The 24946-nt window shown below is 53.8% G+C and carries 15 protein-coding genes and 1 pseudogene; 15 read left to right on the top strand and 1 reads right to left on the bottom strand.

The genetic code is table 11. The features are described 5' to 3' along the window. The 13 genes from H2515_RS12540 (at position 1) to H2515_RS12480 (ending at position 19133) form a co-directional block, all read left to right on the top strand. Positions 1-1554: an NCS1 family nucleobase:cation symporter-1 gene (locus H2515_RS12540; protein ID WP_198660287.1), complete on the top strand. Its 1554-nt coding sequence runs from the start codon at positions 1-3 to the stop codon at positions 1552-1554. Continuing rightward, the gene (locus H2515_RS12535) at positions 1547-2908 is read left to right on the top strand and encodes a purine-cytosine permease family protein (RefSeq protein ID WP_065412968.1); all 1362 of its coding nucleotides are present in this window, start codon (positions 1547-1549) and stop codon (positions 2906-2908) included. The genes H2515_RS12540 and H2515_RS12535 overlap by 8 nt, the downstream gene beginning before the upstream one ends. Then, positions 2905-3351 (top strand): cytidine deaminase, encoded by a 447-nt coding sequence (gene cdd, locus H2515_RS12530; RefSeq protein ID WP_198660286.1) that lies wholly within the window; start codon positions 2905-2907, stop codon positions 3349-3351. Before H2515_RS12535 ends, cdd begins: the two co-directional genes overlap by 4 nt. Next, complete coding sequence (gene deoC / locus H2515_RS12525) at positions 3348-4088, top strand: deoxyribose-phosphate aldolase (RefSeq protein WP_198660285.1); 741 nt, start codon at positions 3348-3350, stop codon at positions 4086-4088. The genes cdd and deoC overlap by 4 nt, the downstream gene beginning before the upstream one ends. Then, positions 4085-4879 carry a uridine phosphorylase gene (gene udp / locus H2515_RS12520; protein ID WP_065412965.1) on the top strand — a complete coding sequence of 265 codons (795 nt, stop codon included), beginning with the start codon at positions 4085-4087 and terminating at the stop codon, positions 4877-4879. The genes deoC and udp overlap by 4 nt, the downstream gene beginning before the upstream one ends. Continuing rightward, positions 4876-6285, top strand: coding sequence for a phosphomannomutase/phosphoglucomutase (locus tag H2515_RS12515; protein ID WP_198660284.1), 1410 nt, complete (start codon positions 4876-4878; stop codon positions 6283-6285). Before udp ends, H2515_RS12515 begins: the two co-directional genes overlap by 4 nt. A 324-nt stretch (positions 6286-6609) precedes the next feature. Next, complete coding sequence (locus tag H2515_RS12510; protein WP_198660283.1) at positions 6610-7479, top strand: phosphorylase family protein; 870 nt, start codon at positions 6610-6612, stop codon at positions 7477-7479. 234 nt (positions 7480-7713) lie between these two features. After that, positions 7714-10212 carry a TonB-dependent receptor gene (locus tag H2515_RS12505; RefSeq protein ID WP_232821386.1) on the top strand — a complete coding sequence of 833 codons (2499 nt, stop codon included), beginning with the start codon at positions 7714-7716 and terminating at the stop codon, positions 10210-10212. A 20-nt stretch (positions 10213-10232) separates the two neighbouring features. Next, positions 10233-10436 carry a hypothetical protein gene (locus H2515_RS12500; protein ID WP_198660282.1) on the top strand — a complete coding sequence of 68 codons (204 nt, stop codon included), beginning with the start codon at positions 10233-10235 and terminating at the stop codon, positions 10434-10436. Then, the gene (locus tag H2515_RS12495) at positions 10433-13228 is read left to right on the top strand and encodes a bifunctional YncE family protein/alkaline phosphatase family protein (protein ID WP_232821384.1); all 2796 of its coding nucleotides are present in this window, start codon (positions 10433-10435) and stop codon (positions 13226-13228) included. Before H2515_RS12500 ends, H2515_RS12495 begins: the two co-directional genes overlap by 4 nt. A gap of 205 nt (positions 13229-13433) precedes the next feature. Next, positions 13434-14879: a TolC family protein gene (locus tag H2515_RS12490; protein WP_232821383.1), complete on the top strand. Its 1446-nt coding sequence runs from the start codon at positions 13434-13436 to the stop codon at positions 14877-14879. Next, positions 14866-16050, top strand: coding sequence for an efflux RND transporter periplasmic adaptor subunit (locus H2515_RS12485; RefSeq protein WP_198660280.1), 1185 nt, complete (start codon positions 14866-14868; stop codon positions 16048-16050). The genes H2515_RS12490 and H2515_RS12485 overlap by 14 nt, the downstream gene beginning before the upstream one ends. Then, a complete protein-coding gene (locus H2515_RS12480; protein WP_198660279.1) occupies positions 16047-19133 on the top strand; it encodes an efflux RND transporter permease subunit in 3087 nt (1028 codons plus the stop codon). The genes H2515_RS12485 and H2515_RS12480 overlap by 4 nt, the downstream gene beginning before the upstream one ends. A gap of 429 nt (positions 19134-19562) precedes the next feature. Here H2515_RS12480 and H2515_RS12475 read toward each other — a convergent pair. Then, a pseudogene (locus H2515_RS12475) lies at positions 19563-20534 on the bottom strand (IS630 family transposase); the annotation flags it as partial. A 606-nt stretch (positions 20535-21140) separates the two neighbouring features. Between H2515_RS12475 and H2515_RS12460 the strand changes: the two are divergent. Both H2515_RS12460 and H2515_RS12455 read left to right on the top strand, forming a co-directional pair. Further along, entirely contained in the window at positions 21141-22151 is a 1011-nt protein-coding gene (locus tag H2515_RS12460) for a phosphorylase family protein (RefSeq protein ID WP_198660275.1), read from the top strand. Between the two features lie 159 nt (positions 22152-22310). Continuing rightward, entirely contained in the window at positions 22311-24674 is a 2364-nt protein-coding gene (locus H2515_RS12455; protein WP_065413520.1) for a TonB-dependent receptor, read from the top strand. The last annotated feature ends 272 nt before the right edge of the window (positions 24675-24946 follow it).

The following is a 24946-nucleotide window of genomic DNA, read 5'->3' as shown; positions in this document are numbered from 1 at the left end:
ATGACCGCGTCGCGCGATACCCGGCAGACCGCTTGGTCGGCAATTGACGTCCCGGAAGGGGCAGCGCTGACCAGCCTGAAGGCGGAGGTGGCAGGTTCTCCTCTCTACAATCCGGATCTCGCCCCCGTGGGTGCCGCAGAACGGACCTGGAACACCTGGAATATCACGGCGCTCTGGATCAGCATGTCCGCCGTTCTTACTACCTATACCCTGGCGTCCGGATTGATGATGGCGGGGATGACCTGGTGGCAGGCATTGTGCACCGTAACGCTTGGCAACCTGCTGGTGCTGATTCCCATGTTGCTCAATGCTTATGTGGGTGTGCGCTATGGCATTCCTTTCCCGGTTTTTGTCCGCGCATCGTTCGGAACCACGGGTGCCAAGGCAGCGGCCATGGCGCGCGGTCTGGTGGGTTGTGGCTGGTTCGGTATTCAGACCTGGCTGGGCGGACTGGCGCTGTCAGCGCTCATGACTCATTTCTGGAGTTCGTGGGCGCAGATCAGTGGTCATCAGTTTATCGCCTTTGGCCTGTTCTGGATGCTGCAAATGGCCATCGTCCTGCGTGGAATGCGTGCGATTAAGCGCTTTGAAACCATGGCCGCGCCGGTACTGATCGTACTGCTTTTACTGCTCTTCCTCTGGGCGCTGATTGCCGGACAGGGTTTTACGGCGGTGTTACGTAACTCGGAGCTACTGGCAAAACCCTCTACGCACACCTTCTGGGAAATATTCTGGCCCGGTCTCGCCGCGAATGTGGGCTATTGGGCGACCCTGAGTCTGAATATCCCGGACTTCACCCGCTTCGCCCGCTCACAGAAGGCGCAGATACTGGGACAGTCCATCGGTTTGCCGCTGGGGATGGTGGGCACCAGCTTTGCCGGCATTTTTGTGACGGCCGCGGCCATGGGTATTTTTCATGAAACCCTGTGGAATCCCATCACCCTGATCCCAGCCATCAGCCAGAACGGCTGGATTCTGGTGGTCGCCATGGGGGCTATTTTGCTGGCGCAAACCAGCATCAATATGGGCGCCAATGTGGTCTCTCCTTCTAATGATTTTTCCAATCTGGCACCTCAGGCGATCAGCTTTCGGGTGGGCGGCATCATTACCGGGGTGGTGGGGGTTTTGATGTGCCCCTGGTTGCTCATGGAGAATGCCTCTGCTTATATTTTCACCTGGCTCGCGGGCTACGGTAGTCTGCTTGGCGCTATCGCCGGGATCATGATCACCGACTACTGGTGGGTGCGCCGACGGCAGTTGTCGTTGCGCGATCTTTATCTTCAGGATGGTGTCTATCCACGCTGGAACGGCTGGGCTTTCGTCGCCATGGCCATCGCTATTCTGCCTATCATACCGGGTTTCGTGGCGGCAGCGCAGGCCCCCGGCGGAATCGTCGCGCACCCCGGCTTTTTCGATCAACTCTATGTCTACGGCTGGTTCTGGACCTTTTCAGTGGCTAGCTTCAGTTATGGGGGGCTGCGGTATTTTCTGGGCAATGCCGGTATTCGCAGCGGCAAGTCGGAACCAATACGTGAGGGTGTAGCGCATGACTGAACCGGCGAATTTGGAGACCCATCATGTGGAAACCTTGGGCGTGGCACCGGTGCCGGATCAGGACCGTACCATGCGCCCCGGCATGTTATTCCTGATCTGGGCGCTCGCCTCCGCCTCGGCAACGACGCCGGTGATTGGTTTACTGCTCCATGGTATCGGACTGTGGAATTTCGTCTTGATCGTATTACTTGCCACCGGTATCGGGCTGATACCGGCGATGCTGTTATCGCATATGGGTCGTCAGGCCCCCATCATCTCCATGGTGATGGCGCGACGTACTTTTGGTATTGGGGGCGCCACCCTGCTGGCTATTTTATATACCATCGTCGGTGCCGGCTGGTTCGGTCTGAATACGGACGTCGGCGGGAATATTCTCGACACCTTGTTTCCAGGCTTTGGCATGCTCTGGTATATCGTTTTGGGCGTACTACAAATTGTCCTGGTATTTTTTGGCATGGAGATGCTGGAAAAGTTTTATAGGTACACGGCGTTGCTTTTTCTGCTCTGCTATGCGGTGCTGGTCTATTATCTGTTTACTCAACATACCTTTGTTCTTCCGGTGGCGACTGAAGGTGTGGATTGGGGCAGGGATATCGATTTGGTGCTGAGTTTTAGTCTGTTGGCCTGGGCCTATGACTTTCCCACAGTTACCCGCTTTTGTGTTCCACTTAGTGCACAGGAAAACTTATCAGACCGGACGCTTTATTTGCTTTCCCCCGCCATTGGCGTGATGTCTGCGGTACTTTTCATGGGCCTCTTAGGTCTGGTATCGCTGCAGATGACGGGGGACTGGAATATCGCTTTGCTCGGTAAAAACCTCCCATTCTGGGGGGAAATATCTGCTATAGGGGTGATTCTCGCCATCGCTCATACCAACGCTATGAACTTGTATCCAGCGGTGACCAAGCTGCTTGCCGTCATTAACATCGCCGGTAAACCACATCGGTTTATGCAGCCTGCCATCGTCATTTTGCTCGGCGTTTTTGCCACTCTGCTGGCAATCGCAGGGATTCTGAACCTTGTTGAGGGGTTTCTTTCCATGCTGGGATCTTTACTTTTTCCTTTTAGCTTCATTCTGGTGATCGATTGGTTTCATGGCCAGCACTACAACGATGCAATTTCCTTGTTTTATCAACGGGCACATACCTGGACGGATTATTTTCTGTGGCCAGCACCCTGGGCACTCGGCGTGTTGATCTTCGGGATTGTTCTGGCACAGCTGGGCTTTTTGATTGCTCCAGTACTCATTCATATATTGCCCTGGAAAGTGTGCTCCGCCCTGATGACGGCGGTGATTTATTACGGTGGCCTCCGCTTTATGGAACAACGTGTGCAACGGAGAAAAATGGCATGAACTGTCCCCTGATAGCTGCAGAGATTTCAGAAGCAACTCTCGCCCAATTACGTAAGGCAGCGGAAGCGATGTTGAAGCACGCCTATGCGCCTTACTCCCATTTTCCAGTGGGTGCGGCCCTGCTTACCGGGTCCGGGCGCATTTTCCAAGGCTGCAATATTGAAAATGCGGCGTATCCCTCTGGACTTTGTGCGGAGGCAGTAGCGCTCGGTCAAATGATCGCCACCCTCGGTCCAATGCCTATTCGAGCGGCCTATATTGCCTGCAAGGGACATTCCCCAGCCTGGCCTTGCGGCAGTTGTCGGCAGCGGCTCAACGAATTTGCGTCGCCTACGATGTGGGTCTATACAGCGACGCTGGCGGGTAGTCCGCAGCGTATGGCCTTTAGCGATTTGTTGCCCAATAGTTTTGGGGCGGCGGATCTACAGGGGTGCGGTCAGTGAGCCTCTCTACCGCCCAACGCATCGGTCTGCTTGATCTGACCCGACTAGAGGCCGTAGCAGGTGACGAGGCGGCCATCGAAGCGCTCTGTGCCAGAGCGCAGACGCCATTGGGTGCGGTGGCTGCCGTTTGTGTTCATCCGGCTTATGTGGCCCTGGCTCAGGGGTTGTTGCAAGGCAGTTCCGTTGCCATTGCAACCGTGGTGAATTTCCCAGGCGGCGAGCAAAGTATCCGGGAAACCCAAAAGGAAGTGGAAAATGTTCTGGCCGATGGTGCGGAAGAAATAGATGTGGTGGTTCCTTACAAGGCCTGGCTGGCGGGAGACCACCGTGCAATTTTCACGCTCCTGGAGGCGATGCAACACTGGGTCAATGGCCGGGCACGCATTAAAGCCATTCTGGAAACGGGCGCTATTCCTTTGGCCACGCAGCGGATCCAACTGGCGCAGGAAACGGCGGCTACGGGAGTAACCTTTTTGAAGACCTCAACCGGCAAGAGCGCAGTTGGAGCCACCCTGGAGGCGGTGAAAGACCTTATGCAGGTGGTGCATGAATACCGCGAAAGTGGGCGAGCCCTGGGTATTAAGGTGGCTGGCGGTGTCCGTAGCTCCGCCCAACTGAAGCAGTATTTACAGATCATCGAAACGCATATGGGTAGCACCTTTCTGGCGCCGGATAAGGTGCGCATAGGTGCCAGCGCGTTACTGGATAATCTTTTACAGGAAGGGGATGGAGAATGACTGGTGTAGTCTGTGATTCAACAGCCGTTCAGTACCACATCGGCCTATCCCGAGCGATGCTGCGTGGTGCCCGATATGTTTTATTGCCGGGCGACCCTGACCGGGTAGAGCCGATTGCCAGATGCCTGGACCGCGCTATTGAACTGGCCAGGCATCGCGAATATCGTTCGGCCCTGGGTTATGTGGACGATACGCCAGTTCTGGTGATGTCTACCGGAATTGGTTCTCCTTCTACAGGCATTGCTGTTGAGGAACTGGCGCGCCTTGGGGTTACCCATTTTCTGCGTCTGGGGACCACCGGTGCCATTCAGCCTCACATCGCTTTGGGTGATTTGATTATCAGTGAAGGCGCGGTGCGGTTGGAGGGTACGTCGGGCCACTATGCGCCGGTGGAATATCCGGCGGTGGCCTCCCTGTCTCTGACTCAGAAACTGGTCGAAGCGGCGGTACACCACAACTTTTCGTATCAGACCGGGATTTGCTGTTCCTCCGACAGTTTCTGGCCGGGGCAGGAGCGCTATGACTCGTTCTCAGGTTACGTTCAGCGGCGCTTCCAGGGCAGTCTTGATGAATGGCAGCAATTGGGCGTCCTGAATTTCGAGATGGAGACTTCGGCGCTATTTACCATCGTTCGCACCTTCGGGTTGCATGCAGCTTCACTCTGTGGGGTCATCGCCCTGCGGACCCAGAGCGAGTCGGTACAGGAGGGGGTTTATGCCCAGGTCAAAGAGCGTTTGGCACTGGTTGCACGTGAAACCGTGAAGCGTCACGCAGCAGCGGATGCCCGATGAATATTCCCGCCGATATTTTTCGGGCGTATGACATTCGCGGCGTGGTTGACCGTGATTTGACGCCGGAACTGGTTGAAAATCTCGGGCGCGCCATCGGCAGTGAACTCCTCGCCCGCGGTGGGCGGGTTATCGCGGTGGGGCGCGATGGACGTTTGTCTGGTCTGGCCTTTCACCATGCCCTGGCGATGGGACTGTGCTCGGTCGGTTGTGATGTTCTGGATGTCGGCATGGTACCAACGCCAGTCCTTTCCTTTGCCGTGCAGCACCTGCGTGCCGATGGTGGAGTCATGGTGACCGGCAGTCACAATCCACCGGATTACAATGGATTCAAGACGGTGTTGATGGGACAGACCCTGCATGAGGAGCATGTCCAGGATATTTATCGTCGCTTGTGTGAGCAGGATTTCGCATCCGGAAAAGTGCATGGACAGCTGTCGCAGCGTGGGGTGCTGGATGCCTACATTCAGCGTATTGTGTCGGACGTGCATTTAGCGCAACCGCTGCATATCGGTATGGATTGTGGTAATGGCGTTGCCGGGATTGTCGCCCCCGAATTATTCCGCAAACTAGGATGTGTCGTGCATGGTTTGTACGTGGAAGTGGATGGACGCTTCCCCAACCATCCTGCAGATCCCACGGATGAAAAAAATCTGCAGGACTTGATTGCCTTGATTCACCGGAACAAGCTGGATCTCGGGCTGGCTTTTGATGGTGACGGCGATCGTCTGGTGGTGGTCAGTGCTCATGGTGAAGTGATTCTGGCAGATCGTTTACTCATGCTTTTTGCCCGAGATATTTTGCCTGACTATCCCGGTGCGCCAGTGATCTATGACGTGAAATCCACCTCCTTACTGCCAGATATCATTCGTACCGCCGGGGGGAAGCCGGTCATGTGGAAAACAGGTTATTCTCTGGTCAAGACAAAGATGGAAGAACTGGATGCTCCTGTCGGTGCCGAACTCGCTGGGCATTTCTTTTTTCGGGACCGCTGGCCGGGTTTTGACGACGGGATGTACGCCGCGGCGCGACTGTTGGAAATCCTTACCAAAGCGGTGAAAGAGGGGCTCACGGCCAGCAATATTCTGGAAACCCTGCCCAAGCTACCCAGCACGCCAGAACAACGGATGGCGATGGCCGAAGGTGAAGCGCAAAAGGTGATGTCTGTGCTGATGCGCGAAGCGAGAACGCTATTCCCAGAGGCGCGGATTATCACCCTGGATGGCTTACGCCTGGAGTTTGCGGACGGCTGGGCACTGATCCGGGCATCCAATACGCAGCCGGTTTTGGTGACACGGGTCGAGGCCGCGAGTGTGGCGTCGTTAGAGCGTATAGCGCTGTGTGTGAGGGAGGTCATCCTTGGTGTTGTTGGTGCAATGCCGAACGCACTAAAACGGCGCGCTGAATAAAAGGGGCGCTGCCTGGGTTATGACAGCAAGGGCATAGACGGGCGCTAGGATCCTCATTGTGCCAAGCCGCTGCGCGGGCAGTGGAAATATAAGAACGGATAATATGACACGTGTTGCAAGGCTGGGAGGAAATTTTCTAATGAGGCAAAAAATGAATTTAAAGCTCATGAAATTCTGGCGACATATTGTTTATGCCATATCAACAGCTAGTTTCCTGTTTTTTTTGTGGGTGGTGCGCAAGCTGGTCTACGGATCTCCGATAGGAATAGTAATGCCTATATAGGGCTACTAATTCCTGTTGGGCCTGCCCACTATGCGGTCATAATGAAAAAATTTAAAAAAACAAAGTCAGTACGGATAGGTCAATTTGAATATCAAATTGGAAGTATTTATAAGATCCCCGTAGTTATTTGTAATCAGCCATTTGGTGGAGAGTATACACGCGCACTTACTGCTCAAGTTATGGTGGATCACTTTAAGATAAAGGCTTTGCTCTACCCGGGGACATCGGGTGCTCATATTCCACCAGGAAAGATGCATGTGGGAGACATTGTTATAGGAACGAAACAGGTAAATTTTACTAATTTTTATATGTCACCAACAGGTAAAATAACACCTGACGAATTCTCTGGAAAGTCAAGTCTTCGGGGTTATCAATATTTTTACCTAAACAAGAAGTTGGAAAAATACACCGCTTGTGCGGCGCGGTATGTGTCAGATAGAGAAGCATTGCCATCTTGGATCAATGGTAAATACAAAATACAAAAACCAGCAGTATACTATTATGGAATACAAGGAACGTCTACCATGTGGCTTGCTGATAAATCATTTATCAAGAAAACCGACGACGTTTTCCATGAGGTCGATGAAGACGGTGATTGGTTTTCCGCTACGGTCGCAAAACTAGCTAAGATCCCTTTTATCGAGGTCAGTACGATATCGGACAGTGTGTTTGAGTTCAGTGGAAGCGGTGTCCCTCCTCGGGGCGAACATCGCAAGACTGCGTCGCAAATTGCACAGGATATCAGTGATAAAATAATACTTAGAGTGATTAAAACATACGGTTATAATCTTTTAAACAAAAAATATAGTTACCCGTTACGGAATCCATATCCGGTTTCCTTTTATAGAACGCCAATGGATCCGCGTGGATTGATCGACGCTTGCCAAGCGAGACAGCGCACCACCTCCTGATGACAAATGCGCGCTCCAGGGCTGTATGATCTCCTTTATCCCAACAAGCCCCGCGCGCAAGTCTTTACTTGCTGTTGTTCAGTGGGTTGCTCCATAGCTCAATAGTTCTACAACTATTTTTATCTGTTTTCTCTTGATGATGTCTTCCGAGTTTCCAAAATGCACCACGATGATCATTATTATAAACAGTCCGCACCGTTTTGGTGCGATGTCACGGGACGATGATCATGAAAGGTGTTTGGCATTAACAATAAAAACATGCGGTTACGTTTGTTGTTCAAATGGCGCGAGTTTTGCTTAGTTATTGTCGCATCATCAACGAGCAAAGGAGATGTGGGGCGGTTGCCAGTTGATCAAGATAATTGTCGCCCTGCAACGCAGGTTAGCTCTGGTACTGAGTTTGCATACCCTTTATTACCATGGAGGATTATACTAATGCAGCATCTGCATCGTCACATATTGCTTTTGGCCTTGGGTAGTGCCGGAATAAGTGTCATGACGCCCATGGCCTATGCCCAAAGTACAACTAAAACCCCGGTTCAGGTGGGGCAAGTTTCGAAAAAAGCAAAGGTGTCAGCCAAAAAGAAAGTGCCATTGAAGGCCACCTATTCAGAACATGTGATCACCGCCAAAGTGGTGCGGCGTGCCTCGCCGATGCAGAACGCCCAAACCATCCTGGCCCGCAAGCCCTCCATCAACGCTTTTAGTACAGGACCTAACGGGATGCGTAGTACTATCACCTTCCGCGCCTTTACAAGCGGTCAGTTCTCTGAAACTTTTGATGGCGTTTCCCTCAATGGCCTTTTCAACGGTGGTTCACAGCAGGCGTCTCAGCGCAACGCCGTACCTTTAACTCTCAATGATATCTCCGGAATCAATATTTACAACGGCATCAACAACCCTTCGGTCAACTCGTACAACTCTCTGGGTGGCACCATTAACTATCAGCCACGGCAACCGAGCAAGACCATGGGTGGGTCGGTAGGTATGGGTTACGGCAGCTTCGGCACTTTTCAATGGAACGCCTTGTTCAACACTGGCTCCATTGACGGCTTCCGCTCGCTGTTTGCCTACAATCGGCAGACCAGCAATGGCTGGTTGCAGAATTCCGGCAACCAGAATACCAACTACTATTACGCTGGCATCCTGCCCTATGACCATGGCTTGTCAAAAATGTCGGCCCATGTGATTGTCAATCATAACGTAGGGTATACCCCGCACAGCGTTCCACAGGCGCTGATTCAGCAATACGGGTACAACTACAACTGGCCGTTGAATTATTCAACATCATCGAATAAGGATACTGAACTTACCGCCATCCTGGGTGACAAGAGTACCATAAATCGTCATGTTATTGTTGGTGGAAAGGTATACGTGCGGAATAAGATTTACCAACGCACCGCCTATACAAATCCGGCGTTTGATCAAAGCGCCACGCAGCCTTACTATCTTCCGAATCAGAGTACCGGATACCCATTTTGGCTTTCCTATCCGGTGCCACCCACCTATGATCCCAGTGCCATTTTTGGATCGACGCATTATGGCACAGATTATAATCTATACGAGGAAATAAGCACAGCCGTGGGGTTTCAGCCCAAGGCGCAATTCATTCTGCCGCACAATTTGGTGACCCTCGGCGGCAATGTTAGTTACGGCATGTTGCACAGCGCGGAATACTGGTATGGCTCTGCTCCTGTACCACAAGTTTCACAGTATAATAATGCCTGGGATGAACATGATGAGCGCCTGCTTGCTTCGGTATATGTTCAGGACAACATCAGCTTGTTGGGCGGCAAGGTACACATTACCCCAGGCATCAAGTATCTGTATGCTTATACCGTAAGCTCAGACAATATCGGTTTTTATTATCCGATTGGCGGAAGTGTGGCCAACAGTCAGGCATTTACTTCCCCAACCATTGGTATCAGTTATGCCCCCCTCCATGGCCTGAGTTTCTACGGTTCCTGGGGCCGGAACATCAAGTTCCCGAATATTGGCGCTTATTACAGTAACATCGCCGAACAAAATAATGCCGGCCAGTATATTGTGGCGCCGGTAACCGTTACACCAGAATATGTAACTGATTACGAGCTGGGCACGCGGTATCGTCATCATGGATTTATGGGGAGCGTTAATGCCTATCTGGAGCAATTTACAAATACCTTTTTAACCAACACGAATTCCTCTGGAATAAGCAATACTTACAATGGAGGCAGCTCACGCTATGAGGGGGTAGAACTGGCCTTGGAGCAGCGTCTCGGACACTTCCTCCTGGGTCATTGGGCGGCCATTGCCAATTATTCCTATAATCAGGCGGTGTTCACCTCGTCTTTTCATTCCTCCTATGCGGGGACCGTGCAGGCAGGACAGCCATTAGCGGATGTGCCCAGAAACATGTTCAATGTGGGCTTGGACTGGGGCTATCACCATGTGCATGCCCATATCGACGGAAAATATGTCTCCTCCGAGTATGTCAGCCAGCAGTTCGCCGGCACACCGACCAGCCAGACCATACCGTCTTACTTCCTGCTGAACCTGGGCGTAGAGGATACGATTCCGATTCACACTGATCATGTGAAGAGCGTGAAGCTGGCACTGAATATCGACAATCTGCTCAATCGCCATTACTTTCCACAGGGGTACAGCAACACCGATTATTCAGGCAACACCTACCTGTCGGTCCTGGAAGGGATGCCACGCTTCGTGTTCGGTAGTGTGACGCTGAAATTCTAGTGTCGGGGCGTGGTGATCATATGGAAGCCCTTGATCCGGGGCGGCATCGGTTCCATTTCGCCATCACCATTGCCGACCGGGAAGATGCGGTATTCCCAAGCCTGGGGTGGGGGCTGTTGACCACCCACCCTTTACCAAAAGATGCACAAACATCCCATGATGTTCGATGGGTCGGTGCATCTCTCCGGCCACTCTGGATAAATGATCAGGATATAAAGCCGTGAAAAAATGGAATTCCATCGTAGCATGTGCTGTTGGTTCTGCTTTGATATTTTCGATGCCGGCTTTTGCCTATGTGGGGGCTTCAAACACGCGCAACATCAACGCCCCGATTCATATCAATTCGGCGAACCAGGACTGGGTGACCCATGTGTTGCCGACGGGGCGGATCGTCAGCCCCGTCGGTCTGGTCAATGGTGCCCCCAATTTTGTGACCGCGGTCGTGCCCCTGGGCGACCGCATCGCGGCTATAGCGAACGGGGCCAGCCGGGCACAGACCATCACCCTCTACGATCAGCACACTCTGCATCGGGTAGCGGAAATTGCCGCTTATAAAAAAAGTGCCAAGAAAGCCGCGCCGATGCCCACGGACGCCACCGATCTGCACGGGGAGGCCCTAGGGCACCAGAGTTTTTTCCAGGGTATGGCGGTGGGACCTGACCATGTGCTTTACGCCGCTGGCGGCGACAGCAGCGATGTGGCGGCGTTTACCCTGCAGATGGGCAAACCGACCCTGTTGCGCCGCTATCATCTGGCCTGGCAGTCTTTCCCTAAAGATCAGTATCCCTATGCATACCAGGGACACCATATCGGCAAGCCGCGACTCTTTTATCCGGACGCCATCGCCGTGGGACCACGGAAGCGGCATCTGTACGTAACCGGCCTGCTGTCCAACAGCCTCGCGCGCATCAATATCCAGACTGGACACACCCGTTATTGCGACGTGGGTCCCTATCCCTTTGCGGTCACCTTGGCCGATGAGGGGAAAAAACTGGTGGTCAGCCTCTGGGGCGGCAATGCCGTTGCGGTGGTGGATCCGGCCACCATGCGGGTGCTCGGCACGGTGCGGGTTGGTCCCCCCACCGGCCCTCACCATACGGCCGCGGGTGTGCACCCCACAGCGCTGGCGGCGGTACCCCATTCGCCCGATGTGTTCGCGGCGCTGGCCAACATCGATCGGGTGGCCGAGATCGATAGCGCCGATCTGCGGGTAAAGGGTTTCATCAACGACAGCCCCTATCCCGACGCGCCGCCGGGCAGCTATCCGGATGGTCTGACCATCACCGATGGCAAACTTTTTGTGGCCAATGCCGGCAACAACGACGTCGCCGTCTACAACGACCAGACGGGTAAGGGCCTGGGCCTGATCCCTACGGGCTGGTATCCCACCGCCATCACGCACGCGCATCATGCGCTGTACATCGCCGCCGCCAAGGGGCTTGGTTCCGGTCCCAATGTGGAGCATCAATGGGTAGGCAACATGATGGATGGTCTGGTCCAGAAGGTGAATCTCCGGGACATGGCTTTTCATCTTCCAGCCTGGACGCAGGAGAGCCTGGACCATGACGGATTCACGCCAGCACAGCGAGCCGCCCGTCATTCCGAAGACGTCAAAACCACCGTATTCCTGCGCAAGCATATCCACTACGTCGTCTTTATCCTGCGTGAGAACAAAACCTTCGATGAGGATTTTGGCGATGACCAAGCGGCAGGCGCCTGGGCCGACCCGCATCTGGATCTCTATGGACCCAAAGAACTGCCGAACCTCTATCACCTCGCCCATCGTAACACGCTCTTCGTGAATTTCATGGCCGACGGCGAAGTGACCGCCCAAGGCCATCAGTGGACCACATCGGCATCGGACTCGGACTTTGTGCAGCGGACTTGGCCGGAGTACTACTCCGGTCGCGGGCTCGTGGCCAATCCCGGCTGGACGCAATCCCTGATACCGGGGGGAGCAACCGGCACAGGAGGGGTCCCCCAGGGGGTCGACAATCCCTATGCCATCTATGAGAACCTTTCTGTTCTCGGCAAGTGGTCCAATCCCTGGATCAGCTATCCAGCCCGTCTCTTTCTCTTCAACGACCTGCTGAGCCACCAGGTGTCGTTCGAGGACTTCGGGGAGTTTGTTTCCCGCTCCCAGGCCGGTAACATCTCCAAGGCCATGGATCAGCATCTTGCGACGGGCTTTCCCGGCTGGGATCGCATGATCCTCGATACCTACCGCGAGAAAATGGCCGTCAACTGGTTGAAAGCCCATCCGGGGGCTAAATTCCCCCACTTTGTCTACATCTGGTTGCCGGATGACCACACGGCCGGACGCAAATCCTGCTATTACACGCCGGATTACTATGTGGCCAATAATGACTATGCCACGGCAAAGTTCATTCATTATCTTTCCACCACTCCGGAGTGGAAGCATATGGTGGTTTTTCTGACGGAGGATGACGCCCAATCCGGCGCCGATCACATCAATGCCCACCGAACCTTCGCTTTAGCCATGGGACCCTGGGTGAAAAAAGGTTATCTCGAAACCAATCTCTATTCCCAGGTGAACATCCTGAAAACGACAGAGGCCACTTTCGGGCTACCACCGATGTCCCAGTGGGACCAGAACGCCAGCGTCCTCTCGGGCATCTGGACCAAGCACCCGGACTATGCTCAGACCACAGTGTTACCCATGCAGGTGCCGGTCACCTTCAATGCGGGCACCTGCAATCACTACACCCTGCTGCGCCGCGAGACGGGGGCCACCGGGCATTATCTGATCGCCAATGAGATGGCCTGGTACAAAAGGCATCAGACCAAAAACGGCGCGGGTCTTCCCGCCCCGGGTAAGGTCGATAGCTATACACCGACCACGCTGCTCAAGGTGCCCGGTCCCGAGCAGATGAAACAGGAATGGATCGCCAGTAAAGGGGGCAAATCCTACGCGCAGGTCATGGCTTATCTCAAGACCTATTCCGCGCAAAAAGGCGCACCAGTAAAAGCCTATCAGGCGGGTGAGAAAGAATGAGGCTATTAAAAAGCGCACGCCGCCCGCAAGGCGCGTAATCACGGGATGTCTCGGCCTGAAACAGGGGGTTCATATCCCTTAACATTTTATTGCTTGCGGATCGCGACTAATTTTCGGGAAACTTATCCCAATGATGAGCACACTATATCCCCGAAGCCAGAGAAGGCGGCGAACCATCTTGCGAGCGTTTACATGCATAGGCTGCATGGCGTGCCTCAGCGGCTTTGCCGGGAGCAAGGGCCTGGGAATGCCCGCAGCACAAGCCGGGATTATTCAAGGCCTGTTTAGCGATCCACTGGGGACCCGCTACTGGAATGCAGCGGCAGTCGGCGCGCCCTGGATTTATCACGTGCGGCATCTGCCTCGGGCGCCCCAAACGCCTTCGGTCCAATTTTCGCACCCCATGGGTCTTGCTGCCCTGACTGCCTTCGCCCTGTCCCATAATCCGGCGTCTCGAGTGGCTTTTGAAAATCTGCAGGCAGCGGCAGCGGGGCTGGGTGTGGCTGATTCAGGTTATTTGCCGTCGTTGATTCTGCAGAGCAATGCCGTGCGATCCGAATCCAACACCTCGGCGGGTTTTTCCATACCGGTGTTGAACAGCGACAGCACCAACCTCTCCCTCAGCTATGTCCTCCTGGATTTCGGCGCCCGTGCTGCCCAGCGCGACGGGGCACTAGCCGATATCTACATCAACGGCTTCGATAACAATAGCGCCCTGCAGGGCGTGGCCCTGTCGGTGACCCAGGATTATTACCTGCTTCTCGGCGAACAGGCTCTGGTACGCGCCTATCAGAAAACCGTCGCGGAGGACGTTGCGAGCCTCGATGCCGCCGCTATCAAGCAGCATTCGGGTCTGGCCACGGTTGCCGATGTACTGCAGGCCAAGGCCGCCCTCGCCCAGGCCAGAGCCAATCTGATCTCTGCCGCAGCGCAGGTGCGCAGCGATGAAGGGGCATTGGCGGAATCCTGCGGTTTGTCGGCCCATAAGACGATACCCGTAGTGCCCCTCGACACGCATGTTTTGCCACCCTTGGTGACACCGGCCCTACGCGCTCTGGTGTATCGCGCCCGGGTGGACAATCCCGCCATTCAATCCGCGGCCGCGCAGATCCTCGCCGATCGCGCCACGGTGCGCGCCGATCAGGCGGCGGGTATGCCGACCCTGAGTTTCGGAGTGAGTGGCGGCAAACGCTTCCAGAATGGACTTTTCCCTTCGCAAAACTGGTCCATCGGCTTTACCTTGCGTGTTCCGCTCTTTACGGGGTTTAAGAACAGCTATCAGATCGCCGAAGCCCGCGCCAATACGCGCAGCGCACAAGCCGCTCTGAACGAGGAAACCCAGAAGATTGAGAGCACCGTGTTTCAGGACTATCAAACCATTGTCGGCGCACGCAGCGCGGCCCAGGCCGCCCAACTCGCCGTACGGAGTGCTCAGGCGTCTCTGCAGGCGATCCGCGCCCAGTATCGGGTGGGGCTCTCCACCATGCTGAATCTGCTTACCGCCGAAGCGACGCTGACTACCGCCGAGCAGACCGAAATTCAGGACATCACGACCTCTTACACGCAACTGGCCAATCTCGCGGATGCCCTGGGCTACATTGGATTACCGCATACCCTACAGGATACCGAGGCTACCCATGCGCACCCGTAGACTGTTTTTGCGTCCTTTCCAACGCGCTGTGCGGTTTTTGCCCCTGCTGTTTTTATCGTTGGTGCTCACCGGTTGCCAACAGGCACAGCATCTGCGCCCACCGTCCCCCGTATCCGTGACTACCGCGCAAGTTCAGACGGGTCCGCTAGCTCTGACGGTACCGACCTTGGGGCAGGCTATTGCCATACATTCGGTGTCCATTGAACCACAAATTTCGGGGCTGCTGGAAAAAGTGATGATTCATTCGGGGGAGCGGGTTCACAAAGGCCAACCGCTCTTCGTGATCGACCCGGCTCCGCAACTGGCGGCGCTGCACCAGGATATGGCCAATCTGCGCGGCGCCCAGGCGCAACTGGCTTATGACCAAACTCAGGTCAAAGCCTACCAGCCCTTGATTGCCAAGGATTATGTCACGGCCCAAACCTACCAGCAGGCCGAGGCGTCCGCGGCGACGGAGGCTGCCACCGTCGCCGCGGATCGCGCCGCTGTACAGACCACCGAGCTCGATCTCTCTTACACCCATATCCACGCGCCCATCGCCGGTCGTATCGGATTGCTCGGCATCAGGAGTGGTAATCTGGTGACGACCAACAGCACTTTGCTGTGTACGCTCACGCAAATTCGTCCCATCCAGATCGAATTCAGTCTCCCGGAGAAGGACCTGGCCGCCCTGCGCCGTGCGGAGAGGAACCCTGCGCCCACCGTAGGTGTGTGGAGCAATGGTCGCCGACACTTTCTGGGCAAAGGCCGGGTGATCGCCGTCGACAACAGCATTGATACCGCCTCCGGCACAATCACCGCGCGTGCCGTTCTGCCCAACACCCAAGGCACTCTCTGGCCAGGTGCCTTCGTTCAGGTGCGCTTTACCCGCAAAATCCTCGCACAGGCTTTGTTGATTCCCCAAAGTGCGTTGCAGGAAGGCGTCAAAGGTTCCTTTGTGTACGTGATTCGCGGCGGACGGGCACAGATGCAACCGGTGACCTATATCGGTCAGGATCGGGGGCTGGATGCCGTGCGCGGCGTGCACGCCGGCGAAACCGTTATCGTCGGCGCTCCCGCCCATCTGCATCCCGGCGCTCCAGTGCAGTCTGATCATCGGAAGTCATCGGAGGATCAGCATCCTGTAGCCGCTACTCCGGCTGCCACGCACGTCCGGGGGAGATTATCATGAATCTGTCCGCACCCTTCATCCGCCGCCCGGTCGCCACGACCGTGCTGGCCATGGCCATTGTGCTGCTCGGTATCGTGGGCTATTTTGAGCTCCCCATGGCACTCCTGCCCAACGTCAGTTTCCCGACGGTTCTAGTCACCGGAAGCCTGCCGGGCGCCAGTCCCGAAACCATGGCGAGTTCGGTGGCAACGCCTTTGGAGCGCCAGTTCACCAGCATCCCTGGCCTTTCCTCTATGAGTGCGGTGAGCCAGAACGGATCGACCCGCATCACCCTGCAATTCAACCTGGGCACTTCCGCGATTGCGGCGACGCAGGAGGTGTCCGATGCGGTGGCCCAGGCGCAGCATTTTCTGCCCCCGGATTTGCCGCAACCCCCGCTGGTGAAAAATCTCAACCCCTCCGCACGACCGATTATGTTCATTGGCCTGACGGCGCCCAACATGCCGCTTTACCAGTTGAACCGCTATGCCGAAACGCGGGTAGCCACCACCCTTTCCACGGTGCCGGGAGTGGCCGATGTTCAGGTTTTCGGGGCCAAGACCTACGCGGTACGGATCTATGTCAATCCCTTCGCACTCTCCGCACGTGGTCTGAGCCTGCAGGCCGTTGAAAGCGCGATCGGTTCCGCTAATGTCGATTTGCCGCAGGGGACCATCGAGGGCAGCCACTCCGACCTGCAAGCCGAAGTGCATGGCCAATTGCACACCGCGGCCGCTTACAATCATCTGGTCCTCACCTACGCCAATGGGCGCCCGGTGCCTTTGAGTGCGGTGGGAAGGGCCATCAACAGCACCGAGTACAATCAGCAGGAGACCTGGCTCAACAAAAAACCGGGTATCGTTCTGGCGGTGGTCCGTCAACCCGGTAGTAATACGGTCGCCATCTCCAAAGCTATCCATCGCTTGCTTCCGCAACTCGCTGCCACGGCGCCCGGTGGTGCAACCCTGAAAGTCGTTTTCAATGAGGCCGATTACATTAGTGCCGCCGTCCAGCAAGTACTTTTTACGCTGGCGCTCGCCAGCGTGCTGGTGGCCGGCGTCATGTGGATCTTTCTGCGCCGATTCGCCGCGACGCTCATCGGCGCGCTGGCGATCCCTTTTTCGCTCCTTGGGACATTTCTGGTCATGTGGCTACTGGGGTATAGTCTCAATACACTGACCCTTCTGGCGCTTACGCTCGCAGTCGGTTTTGTGGTGGACGATGCCGTCGTCATGCTGGAAAACATCAACCGACATCTCGACCGGGGCGAGGACGGATTTACTGCGGCCCTGACCGGTGGTCGGGAGATCGGTTTTACCGTCCTGTCGATGACCTTGTCACTCGCGATCATCTTCCTGCCTTTGCTGTTCCTGGGTGGATTCGTCGGGCACCTCTTCGCGGCGTTCGGAGTGACCATTTCCGTGGTGATTCTGATGTCCGGTCTGGTGGCCCTGACCGTCACGCCGACGCTCTCCGCGCGTTTTCTCAATCGCACCGATCAGGCGGATCGTGGACGATTTCAGCGAAATTTTGAGCGTAGCAGGACGCTCTACCTGCGCTCTCTGGACATCGCCCTCCGGCACAAAGGGGGGATGCTGGGACTGGCGGGCCTCACCTTGATCGGTTGCGTGGCGCTGACGGGCCTGGTGCAAAAGGGCTTTTTGCCCAATCAGCAGGCAGGGCTGTTGAACGTGAATATCATCTATCCCCCAGGGCTCAGTTTCGGTCAGATCGCCCGTGAGCAAAAAGCCATTTCGCAGACGATGCAAAAAAATCCGGCCGTGCTATCGGTAGTTTCTTCTGCGGGGCAGGGTCCCGGTGCATTCAGTGGCACCACCAAGGGCCACTGTTTCGTGCGTCTGAAACCCGCCTATGCTCAGCAAACGGCGTCGGTGATTCAGTCCCTGCGCCAGGCTGTGGCCCCATATCACAATGCGGTCATCGTGTTTACGGGGCAGGCTGGGGCTCAGGGCGGGACAGCGTCGGCTAACGGCGCATATGTCTATGAGCTCCTCGGTACCCGTTGGTCGACGGTGAATCAGGCCACCCAGACCCTCACCGAGGCACTGCGGCGTCTTCCCCAATTGCAGTCCGTCAATAGCAGTCTGGAAAACAATAATCCTCAGGTGGCGATTCACATCCGCCGATCCGCGGCGACTGCCCTGGGTGTCACGCCGCAAGCCATTGAACAAACGCTCAATCTCGCCTTCGGGGGGCGCAAGGTGGGCACCATCTATGGTTCGGCCGATCAATACGAGGTCCTGCTCGAAATCAATCCACGATACCAGAACAGTATTCAGGCGCTCGATACCTTGAGTGTGCCGAGTAGCAGCGGGAACCTGGTGCCGCTATCGGCGGTGGTAGGCTTTCATTATGATGCGGGTCCCTTGTCCCTCCATCAGCACGAGGGACTCCCCTCGACGACCATATCCTTCAACGTGGCTCCCGGCACCGCCATCGGACAAGTCATCCCGCTTGTGCAGCACATGGCCACAAAGGTGCTGCCGGCTGGGGTGAATGGTCGCTTTGGGGGGAACGCCGCACTTTTCCAGTCCTCCTTCCAGGCGCTGCCGATTCTGCTGTTTGCGACCATCTTGCTGATCTACGTGGTGCTGGCGGTGCTCTATGAACATTTCCTACATCCATTAACGATTCTGACCGCGCTGCCCCTTGCGGCCTTTGGGGCATTGCTGTCGCTCTATCTATTCGGCCTGCCCCTCGACCTGTACAGCTTCATCGGTATCATCATGTTGCTGGGTCTGGTGAAGAAAAACGGCATCATCCTCGTGGACTTCGCCATTAGCCGCCAACGGGAGGGCGCCAGTCCGGAAGAGGCGATTCGGGAGGCTTGTGCGGTACGCTATCGTCCCATCATGATGACCACTTTTGCCGCCATCCTCGGGGTACTGCCCATCGCCATTGGTTTTGGCGCGGGGAGCAGCAGCCGGGTGCCCCTGGGCGTGGCCGTGGTCGGGGGCTTACTGTTCTCGCAATTCCTCACGCTCTACATCACGCCCGCTTTCTACCTGTGGATGGAGGTATTGATTGAGCGCCTGCGGCGCAGGAAGGGCTTCCGGGAGCCCTCAGCCGTTATCCACGAATAGGAGGAACAAGGACGACAATCAAGAGGACTGGAGCGGAGTATGCTCTGCCCTGTCTGGAAGAATGAGAGGATGCAAAGAACAGCGCTGAGGAAGACCATCTCGCTACGCGCCGCATGGGCGCACATTATCGGCGCTTATGTGCGTCCCCCCCCTCTATAACCATGGTCAAAATTAGACGCTTGCTGTCACCTGGACATTTTTAAGCACGGTTTGACACTCACATCCATGCTCATCTCTGCAGGGTAAGAGTCTAAGCAACCCACCCTTGCGGATGGCATCGTCGTCATCTTCGGACTTGGATTTGTTTGGACCCTTACCCTTGACCCGGCAGGAATTGGTGACTGACATCGGCCGCGAAGTGGTCAGCCTGATTCTAGTGTAGTGTTGCATTCTGTTTGCTGCTTAAATGGCCGTTAGCGCGGATACCTTGTAACCATCAATAGCCTGGATGAGTTCTGGCACACTGGTGAATACGCCACGGCGTAGCCGCTGGGCAGTGATGTCACGGAAGAATCGCTCGACCATATTGAGCCAGGATGCCGAAGTGGGTGTGAAGTGCATGTGAATACGGGGGTGCTTGGTCAGCCACTCCTGTACGACCGGGTGCTTGTGCGTAGCATAGTTATCGGCGATCAGATGCAATTCCTTATCTTTGGGCGTCTGCCGGTCAATTTTTTTCAGGAGCTTCAGCCATTCAGCGTGGGTATGGCGCTGTTGGCATTGCCCGATGACTTGACCATCCAGTACGTTGAGTGCAGCGAGTAGCGTCGTCGTGCCATTGCGCTTGTAGTCGTGGGTCATGGTTTCTGCCCGCCCCCTTTTTAACGGTAATCCCGGTTGGGTGCGGTCCAGTGCCTGTACCTGGCTTTTCTCATCCACGCAGAGCACCAGAGCGTGCTCCGGTGGGGACATATACAAACCCACGATATCTTCCAGCTTCTCGATAAACCGGGGATCACGCGACACCTTGAAACCCCGCACCAGGTGGGGCTTGAGGCCGTTCTTGCGCCAATGCCGCGAAACGCTGGCCGCACTGACACCCAGTTCTGCCGCCATGCTGCGCGTGCTCCAGTGGGTGATGGCCTCCGGCTTATTTTGCGTAGTCCAATTCCACCAGACGCGCGACATCGACCATCACGGGTGGTGCACCACGCGGTAGGTCACGTTCAATACCGGCCAACCGGTGCTCCAGATAACGCTGGCGCCAACGCGCGACTTGCATGCGATCTACCCCTAAGCGATCCGCAATCTATTTGTTTTGCAGACCATCTGCCGCCAGTAGCACCATCTTGAGCTTTGAGCACGCTGCGACAATCTGACGCTGCTTAATCGGGAAGCCACTATCTTTGCCAGTGCAGACTGCTCTTCGCTGGTTAAAGTCACTTTGGGTGCCACTCGCAATGTTCGACTCCATCGGATTCTTCAGCATGGAGCCTATTTTACCATACCAACCATTAAACGGCATCAAGAATGCAACACTACACTAGGTGGTGCCTTTACGCCGACCCGGAGCCTGACGCCATATTGCCGACTCGTATCCCGGCCTTTGCGGCATTGCTGTCGCTCTATCTATTCGGCCTACCTCTCGATCGGTACAGCTTCATCGGCATCATCCGTGTGCACTTTGCCATTAGCCGCCAACGCAGGGCACCATCATGATAACCACTTTTGCCACCATCCACGGGTCTACCCCTCCCATCGACCTCGGGTTTGGCGTGGGGAGAGCAGTACGGGCCACTTGGGCGTGGCTATCTGGTGTTGCATTTTTTGATGCATTCTCATGAGAAAATAGCACTTTAATAGTGCGCAACATATCGCGATTATAGTCCAACTCTGAAATTTTTGAGATACACCGCCCAGGTGATGGTATCGAAGGTTCAGCCTGCTCCAGCGCGTGCCAACTGGTGCCCGGCCCTTCGCGTGCAGTGAAAAGAAAAATGGCTCAGTTTAGGTATATATTTCAAGAATGATTCACGAGTTTTTTATAAAATAGGAGCGATTAAGTTCATGAAACTTGCACGACATATTATCTGTATTTTATCGGCTGTTAGTTTCCTCTGGTTTTCTGTTGGCGGCGCGCGGGCTAGTCAACAAGCTGCAGGTTTAAGTGATAATGAGTATTTAGGGCTGCTTATTCCTGTTGGGCCTGCCCATTATTCTGTCATCCTTAAAAAATTTAAAAAAATAAAATCTGTGCAGATAGGTAAATTTGATTATCAAATTGGAAGTATTTATAAGATTCCTGTAGTTATTTGTATTCAGCCATTTGGTGGAGAGTATACACGCGCACTTACTGCTCAAGTTATGGTGGATCACTTTAAGATAAAGGCTTTGCTCTACCCGGGGACATCGGGTGCTCATATTCCACCAGGAAAGATGCATGTGGGAGACATTGTTATAGGAACGAAACAGGTAAATTTTACTAATTTTTATATGTCACCAACAGGTAAAATAACGCCGGATGAGTTTTCTGGAAAGTCAAGTCTTCAGGATTATCAATATTTTTTCCTAAACAAGAAGTTGGAAAAATATACCGCTTGTGCGGCGCAATACGTATCTGGCAGAGAAAAATTACCATCCTGGATTAATGGCAAATTCAAAATACAAAAGCCAGAAATATATTATTATGGAATACAGGGTACATCTACAATGTGGCTAGCCGATAAATCATTTATCAAGAAAACCGATGATGTTTTCCATGAAGTTGATGAAGATGGTGATTGGTTTTCTGCTACGGTTGCAAAACTGGCAAATATTCCTTTCATCGAGGTCAGCACCATATCAGATAGTGTGTTTGAATTTAACGGAAATGGCGTGCCTCAGCAAGGTGCACATCGCAAAACTGCATCGCAAATAACGCAGGATATCAGTGATAAAATAATACTAAGAGTGATTAAAGTTTACGGTAACAAATTGCTTAAAAATGAATATAGTTATCCGTCACGGGATCCATATCAGAATTATTTTTATAAAACACCAACTGATCCCCGTGGGTTGGTTGACAGTTGTAAGGCATAGCACTGGAATTAATTGTTTTGTATGGAATTTGTTGGTAGCTTTTATGTGTTGTGGGGTGGTTTTTTACATATAATAAAAATAGCATTGTATGGGTTGTGAAAATGGTATGTATTTATCTAATGTTTTATTGTGTCACCAACTATAGAGGGAGAAACTTGGATGAAAATTAGACAGGGTAATAAAATCTTTATCAGCAGACGGGCGGAGGCTGTTGTTTCGACGATGGCACCGGCGATACTTTATGCGGCAGTAGTCGCGGCAGTCAGTGTATCTGCTACCACATTCTCTTATGCCGACGGTGCCGGTGTCGTCGCCTCTACCGAAAGTCAAAACCCTTCCGGGGCCGTGACAGAGGTTGGTTCCGTGAAAAAGGTTGCGCCTCCGGAAAAAGCGGTGACTTCGGTAAGTAAGAAGACCGTGACTCATGCATCACCGGCGCAGAACTTTCAATCGGTATTAAAGCACGTGCCTGGAATGAATGTTATTTCACAAGGGCCGGGTAACCTGTCTGCCACCGATAACGAGTTCACCTACCAAGGCTTTACGAGCGCGCAGATGGCGTCGAACTTTGATGGGGTGCCAATTATTAATACCTTTCGCGGTGGTGCCGGTGGTACGGGTGATAATCACGCTTTTACTCCGCTTACGATGGGTCAGATTTCTACGGTGAAGGTATATAGCGGCGCTAATCAACCCTCGCAAAATGGTATAAACTCGCTTGGTGGCACGATTTCTTACGAGCCTGCATTGCCCACATCAAAGTATTATCTGGATGTCGATGCCTCTGGTGGAAAGTATGGGTATCGCGGCGGCAACTACACAACGGGTTTTGCGGTGAATAGCGGGGCGCTGCCAGGAACGGGCACCGAAATGCTGTTCAAATACTCCTATACGCATGCCCCAAGTTTTATGAATAATATCTTCGCCAAAATAAATTCGTATTATTTTGCCTTGGTTCAGCCATATAACAATGGGCTGTCTCAATTAAAACTGATTGCTGTTTATAACAATGAGTCAGCGCGTCAACCATCTTTAGTACCGCTGACTCTGCTTGCCCAGAACGGACGGTCTTACCAGCCACCGCTGGATGTGGCGTCCAGTAGCACGAATACCCACGCACTAAATGTAATATTATCGTGGAAAAGTATATTAAACAATTACATGCTCGCTAAAACGAAAGTCTTCATACAGCAACAGGCGGCGAACAGAACCTCATTCACCAATGCGGCATACTATAACCATAATTATTATGGTTATGCTACTTATGATGGTTACCCGGTGGGGACCAATCTCGAGCCCTGGGCGGCGTATCCATCGGTAAACAATAGCTATAATCCGGTGGCCCTGTTTGGCTCGGGAGCGGCAGGAACGCAGTTCCACAACTATATCGATAACATTCAAAGCATTGGTTTCCTGCCATCGATGACGTTCTTTGCGCCGCACAACACCATTGAGTTGGGTGCGATGGTGGATTACAGTCAGGATCACAGTGCCGAGTATTGGTACGGCAGCAGTCCGGTTCCGAATGTCGATGGGTATAACAATGCTTGGAATGAGCATGACTCGCGTAATTATAACTATGTTTATCTTCAGGATAATATCAACCTGCTTAATGGTGCCCTCCATATATATCCCGGAGTTAAGTATAATATTGTGTCAACTGGTTGTGATGACGTGACTGGTTATTATTACAGCTATGGTGGCCATGTAAATAACACTTACTACTTCTGGGAGCCCTCTCTTGGGTTTTCCTATACGCCGATCCATAACGTGAATCTGTATTTCAGTGTGGGCAAGACAAACAAGGTGCCGAATATCAGCGCTTTCTATTCGGCCATAGGAACAACTCCAACACCGGCGCCCATCTCTGTTCAGCCCGAAGGTGATATTAGTTACGATGCAGGTGTGCGATACACGAGTGATGTAGTATCTGGTAATTTATCCGTTTTCAGGCGCAACTTTAATAATATTTTCAGCGAGTACTACAATCCTGCTACCGGAATGACTTATGAGTACAATAATGGCAATGCCTTGTATCAGGGAGTTACCCTTGATTTGGGTGTACCCATTAAAGACCATGTTTCGCTTTTCGGGTCATATAATTACACCAGCGCTAAATACAGTACGTTATCCACTGGTGTGAACGGCACGGCCTATCCCGGAGAATACCGCCCTTACATCCCGATGTACACTGCAACAACAGGTATCCGCTACGAGCATGGCGGTCTTTATGCAGCGCTTACTGGCCACTTTGTCGGACGTCAATATATGGCGACTAACAAGGGCCAAACGATAGGTGTCACTTTGCCGTCATATGACACGCTGGATTTTACAACGTCCTATGAGGTGCCGATCAAGTCGACCTATGTGAAATCGGTCAAGTTTAGTCTTTACGCCGATAATATTCTCGACAATAACTATCTGGTCTACGCAGAACAGGTTACGAAACCGTTCTCGTATTACCGGGGGCAGGCTGGGGCCCCCGTATTTGTTGGGAGCAATGTGAGCGTTCGCTTCCAGTAAGTGCTGGGCGGTTAATCCGGCTGAGTTCACGGGCACTGCATAGGCTTTCATTTAAGCAGGTGCAGTGCCCGATTTTATTGACTAAAAGGTAATCTTATGGTTTCTGAATGCGCCCACAATGGGAACAAAAGAAGGTGGGTTTTTAGTGTATTAGCTACGGCTGCTTCAGCGTGATATTAACGGTGTATGGTTCCATGGCTTATGTTGCCAGCCAGTCCCGATACATACCGCCAATATACCTCCGTTATGACTAATATAAGGTGGTATCATGA

The sequence above is a fragment of the Acidithiobacillus ferrivorans genome (genome assembly GCF_016250455.1).
Classification (GTDB): domain Bacteria; phylum Pseudomonadota; class Gammaproteobacteria; order Acidithiobacillales; family Acidithiobacillaceae; genus Acidithiobacillus; species Acidithiobacillus ferrivorans.
Note: the sequence above shows the minus strand (reverse complement) of the source record. Positions and strands in the feature narration are given on the sequence as shown.

What these genes read in the sequence shown, in the direction of transcription:
- H2515_RS12540 (WP_198660287.1), top strand. Translation starts at nt 1, where the DNA reads ATGACCGCGTCGCGCGATACCCGGCAGACCGCTTGGTCGGCAATTGAC.
- H2515_RS12535 (WP_065412968.1), top strand. Translation starts at nt 1,547, where the DNA reads ATGACTGAACCGGCGAATTTGGAGACCCATCATGTGGAAACCTTGGGC.
- cdd (WP_198660286.1), top strand. Translation starts at nt 2,905, where the DNA reads ATGAACTGTCCCCTGATAGCTGCAGAGATTTCAGAAGCAACTCTCGCC.
- udp (WP_065412965.1), top strand. Translation starts at nt 4,085, where the DNA reads ATGACTGGTGTAGTCTGTGATTCAACAGCCGTTCAGTACCACATCGGC.
- H2515_RS12515 (WP_198660284.1), top strand. Translation starts at nt 4,876, where the DNA reads ATGAATATTCCCGCCGATATTTTTCGGGCGTATGACATTCGCGGCGTG.
- H2515_RS12510 (WP_198660283.1), top strand. Translation starts at nt 6,610, where the DNA reads ATGAAAAAATTTAAAAAAACAAAGTCAGTACGGATAGGTCAATTTGAA.
- H2515_RS12500 (WP_198660282.1), top strand. Translation starts at nt 10,233, where the DNA reads ATGGAAGCCCTTGATCCGGGGCGGCATCGGTTCCATTTCGCCATCACC.
- H2515_RS12490 (WP_232821383.1), top strand. Translation starts at nt 13,434, where the DNA reads ATGGCGTGCCTCAGCGGCTTTGCCGGGAGCAAGGGCCTGGGAATGCCC.
- H2515_RS12485 (WP_198660280.1), top strand. Translation starts at nt 14,866, where the DNA reads ATGCGCACCCGTAGACTGTTTTTGCGTCCTTTCCAACGCGCTGTGCGG.
- H2515_RS12480 (WP_198660279.1), top strand. Translation starts at nt 16,047, where the DNA reads ATGAATCTGTCCGCACCCTTCATCCGCCGCCCGGTCGCCACGACCGTG.
- H2515_RS12460 (WP_198660275.1), top strand. Translation starts at nt 21,141, where the DNA reads ATGAAACTTGCACGACATATTATCTGTATTTTATCGGCTGTTAGTTTC.
- H2515_RS12455 (WP_065413520.1), top strand. Translation starts at nt 22,311, where the DNA reads ATGAAAATTAGACAGGGTAATAAAATCTTTATCAGCAGACGGGCGGAG.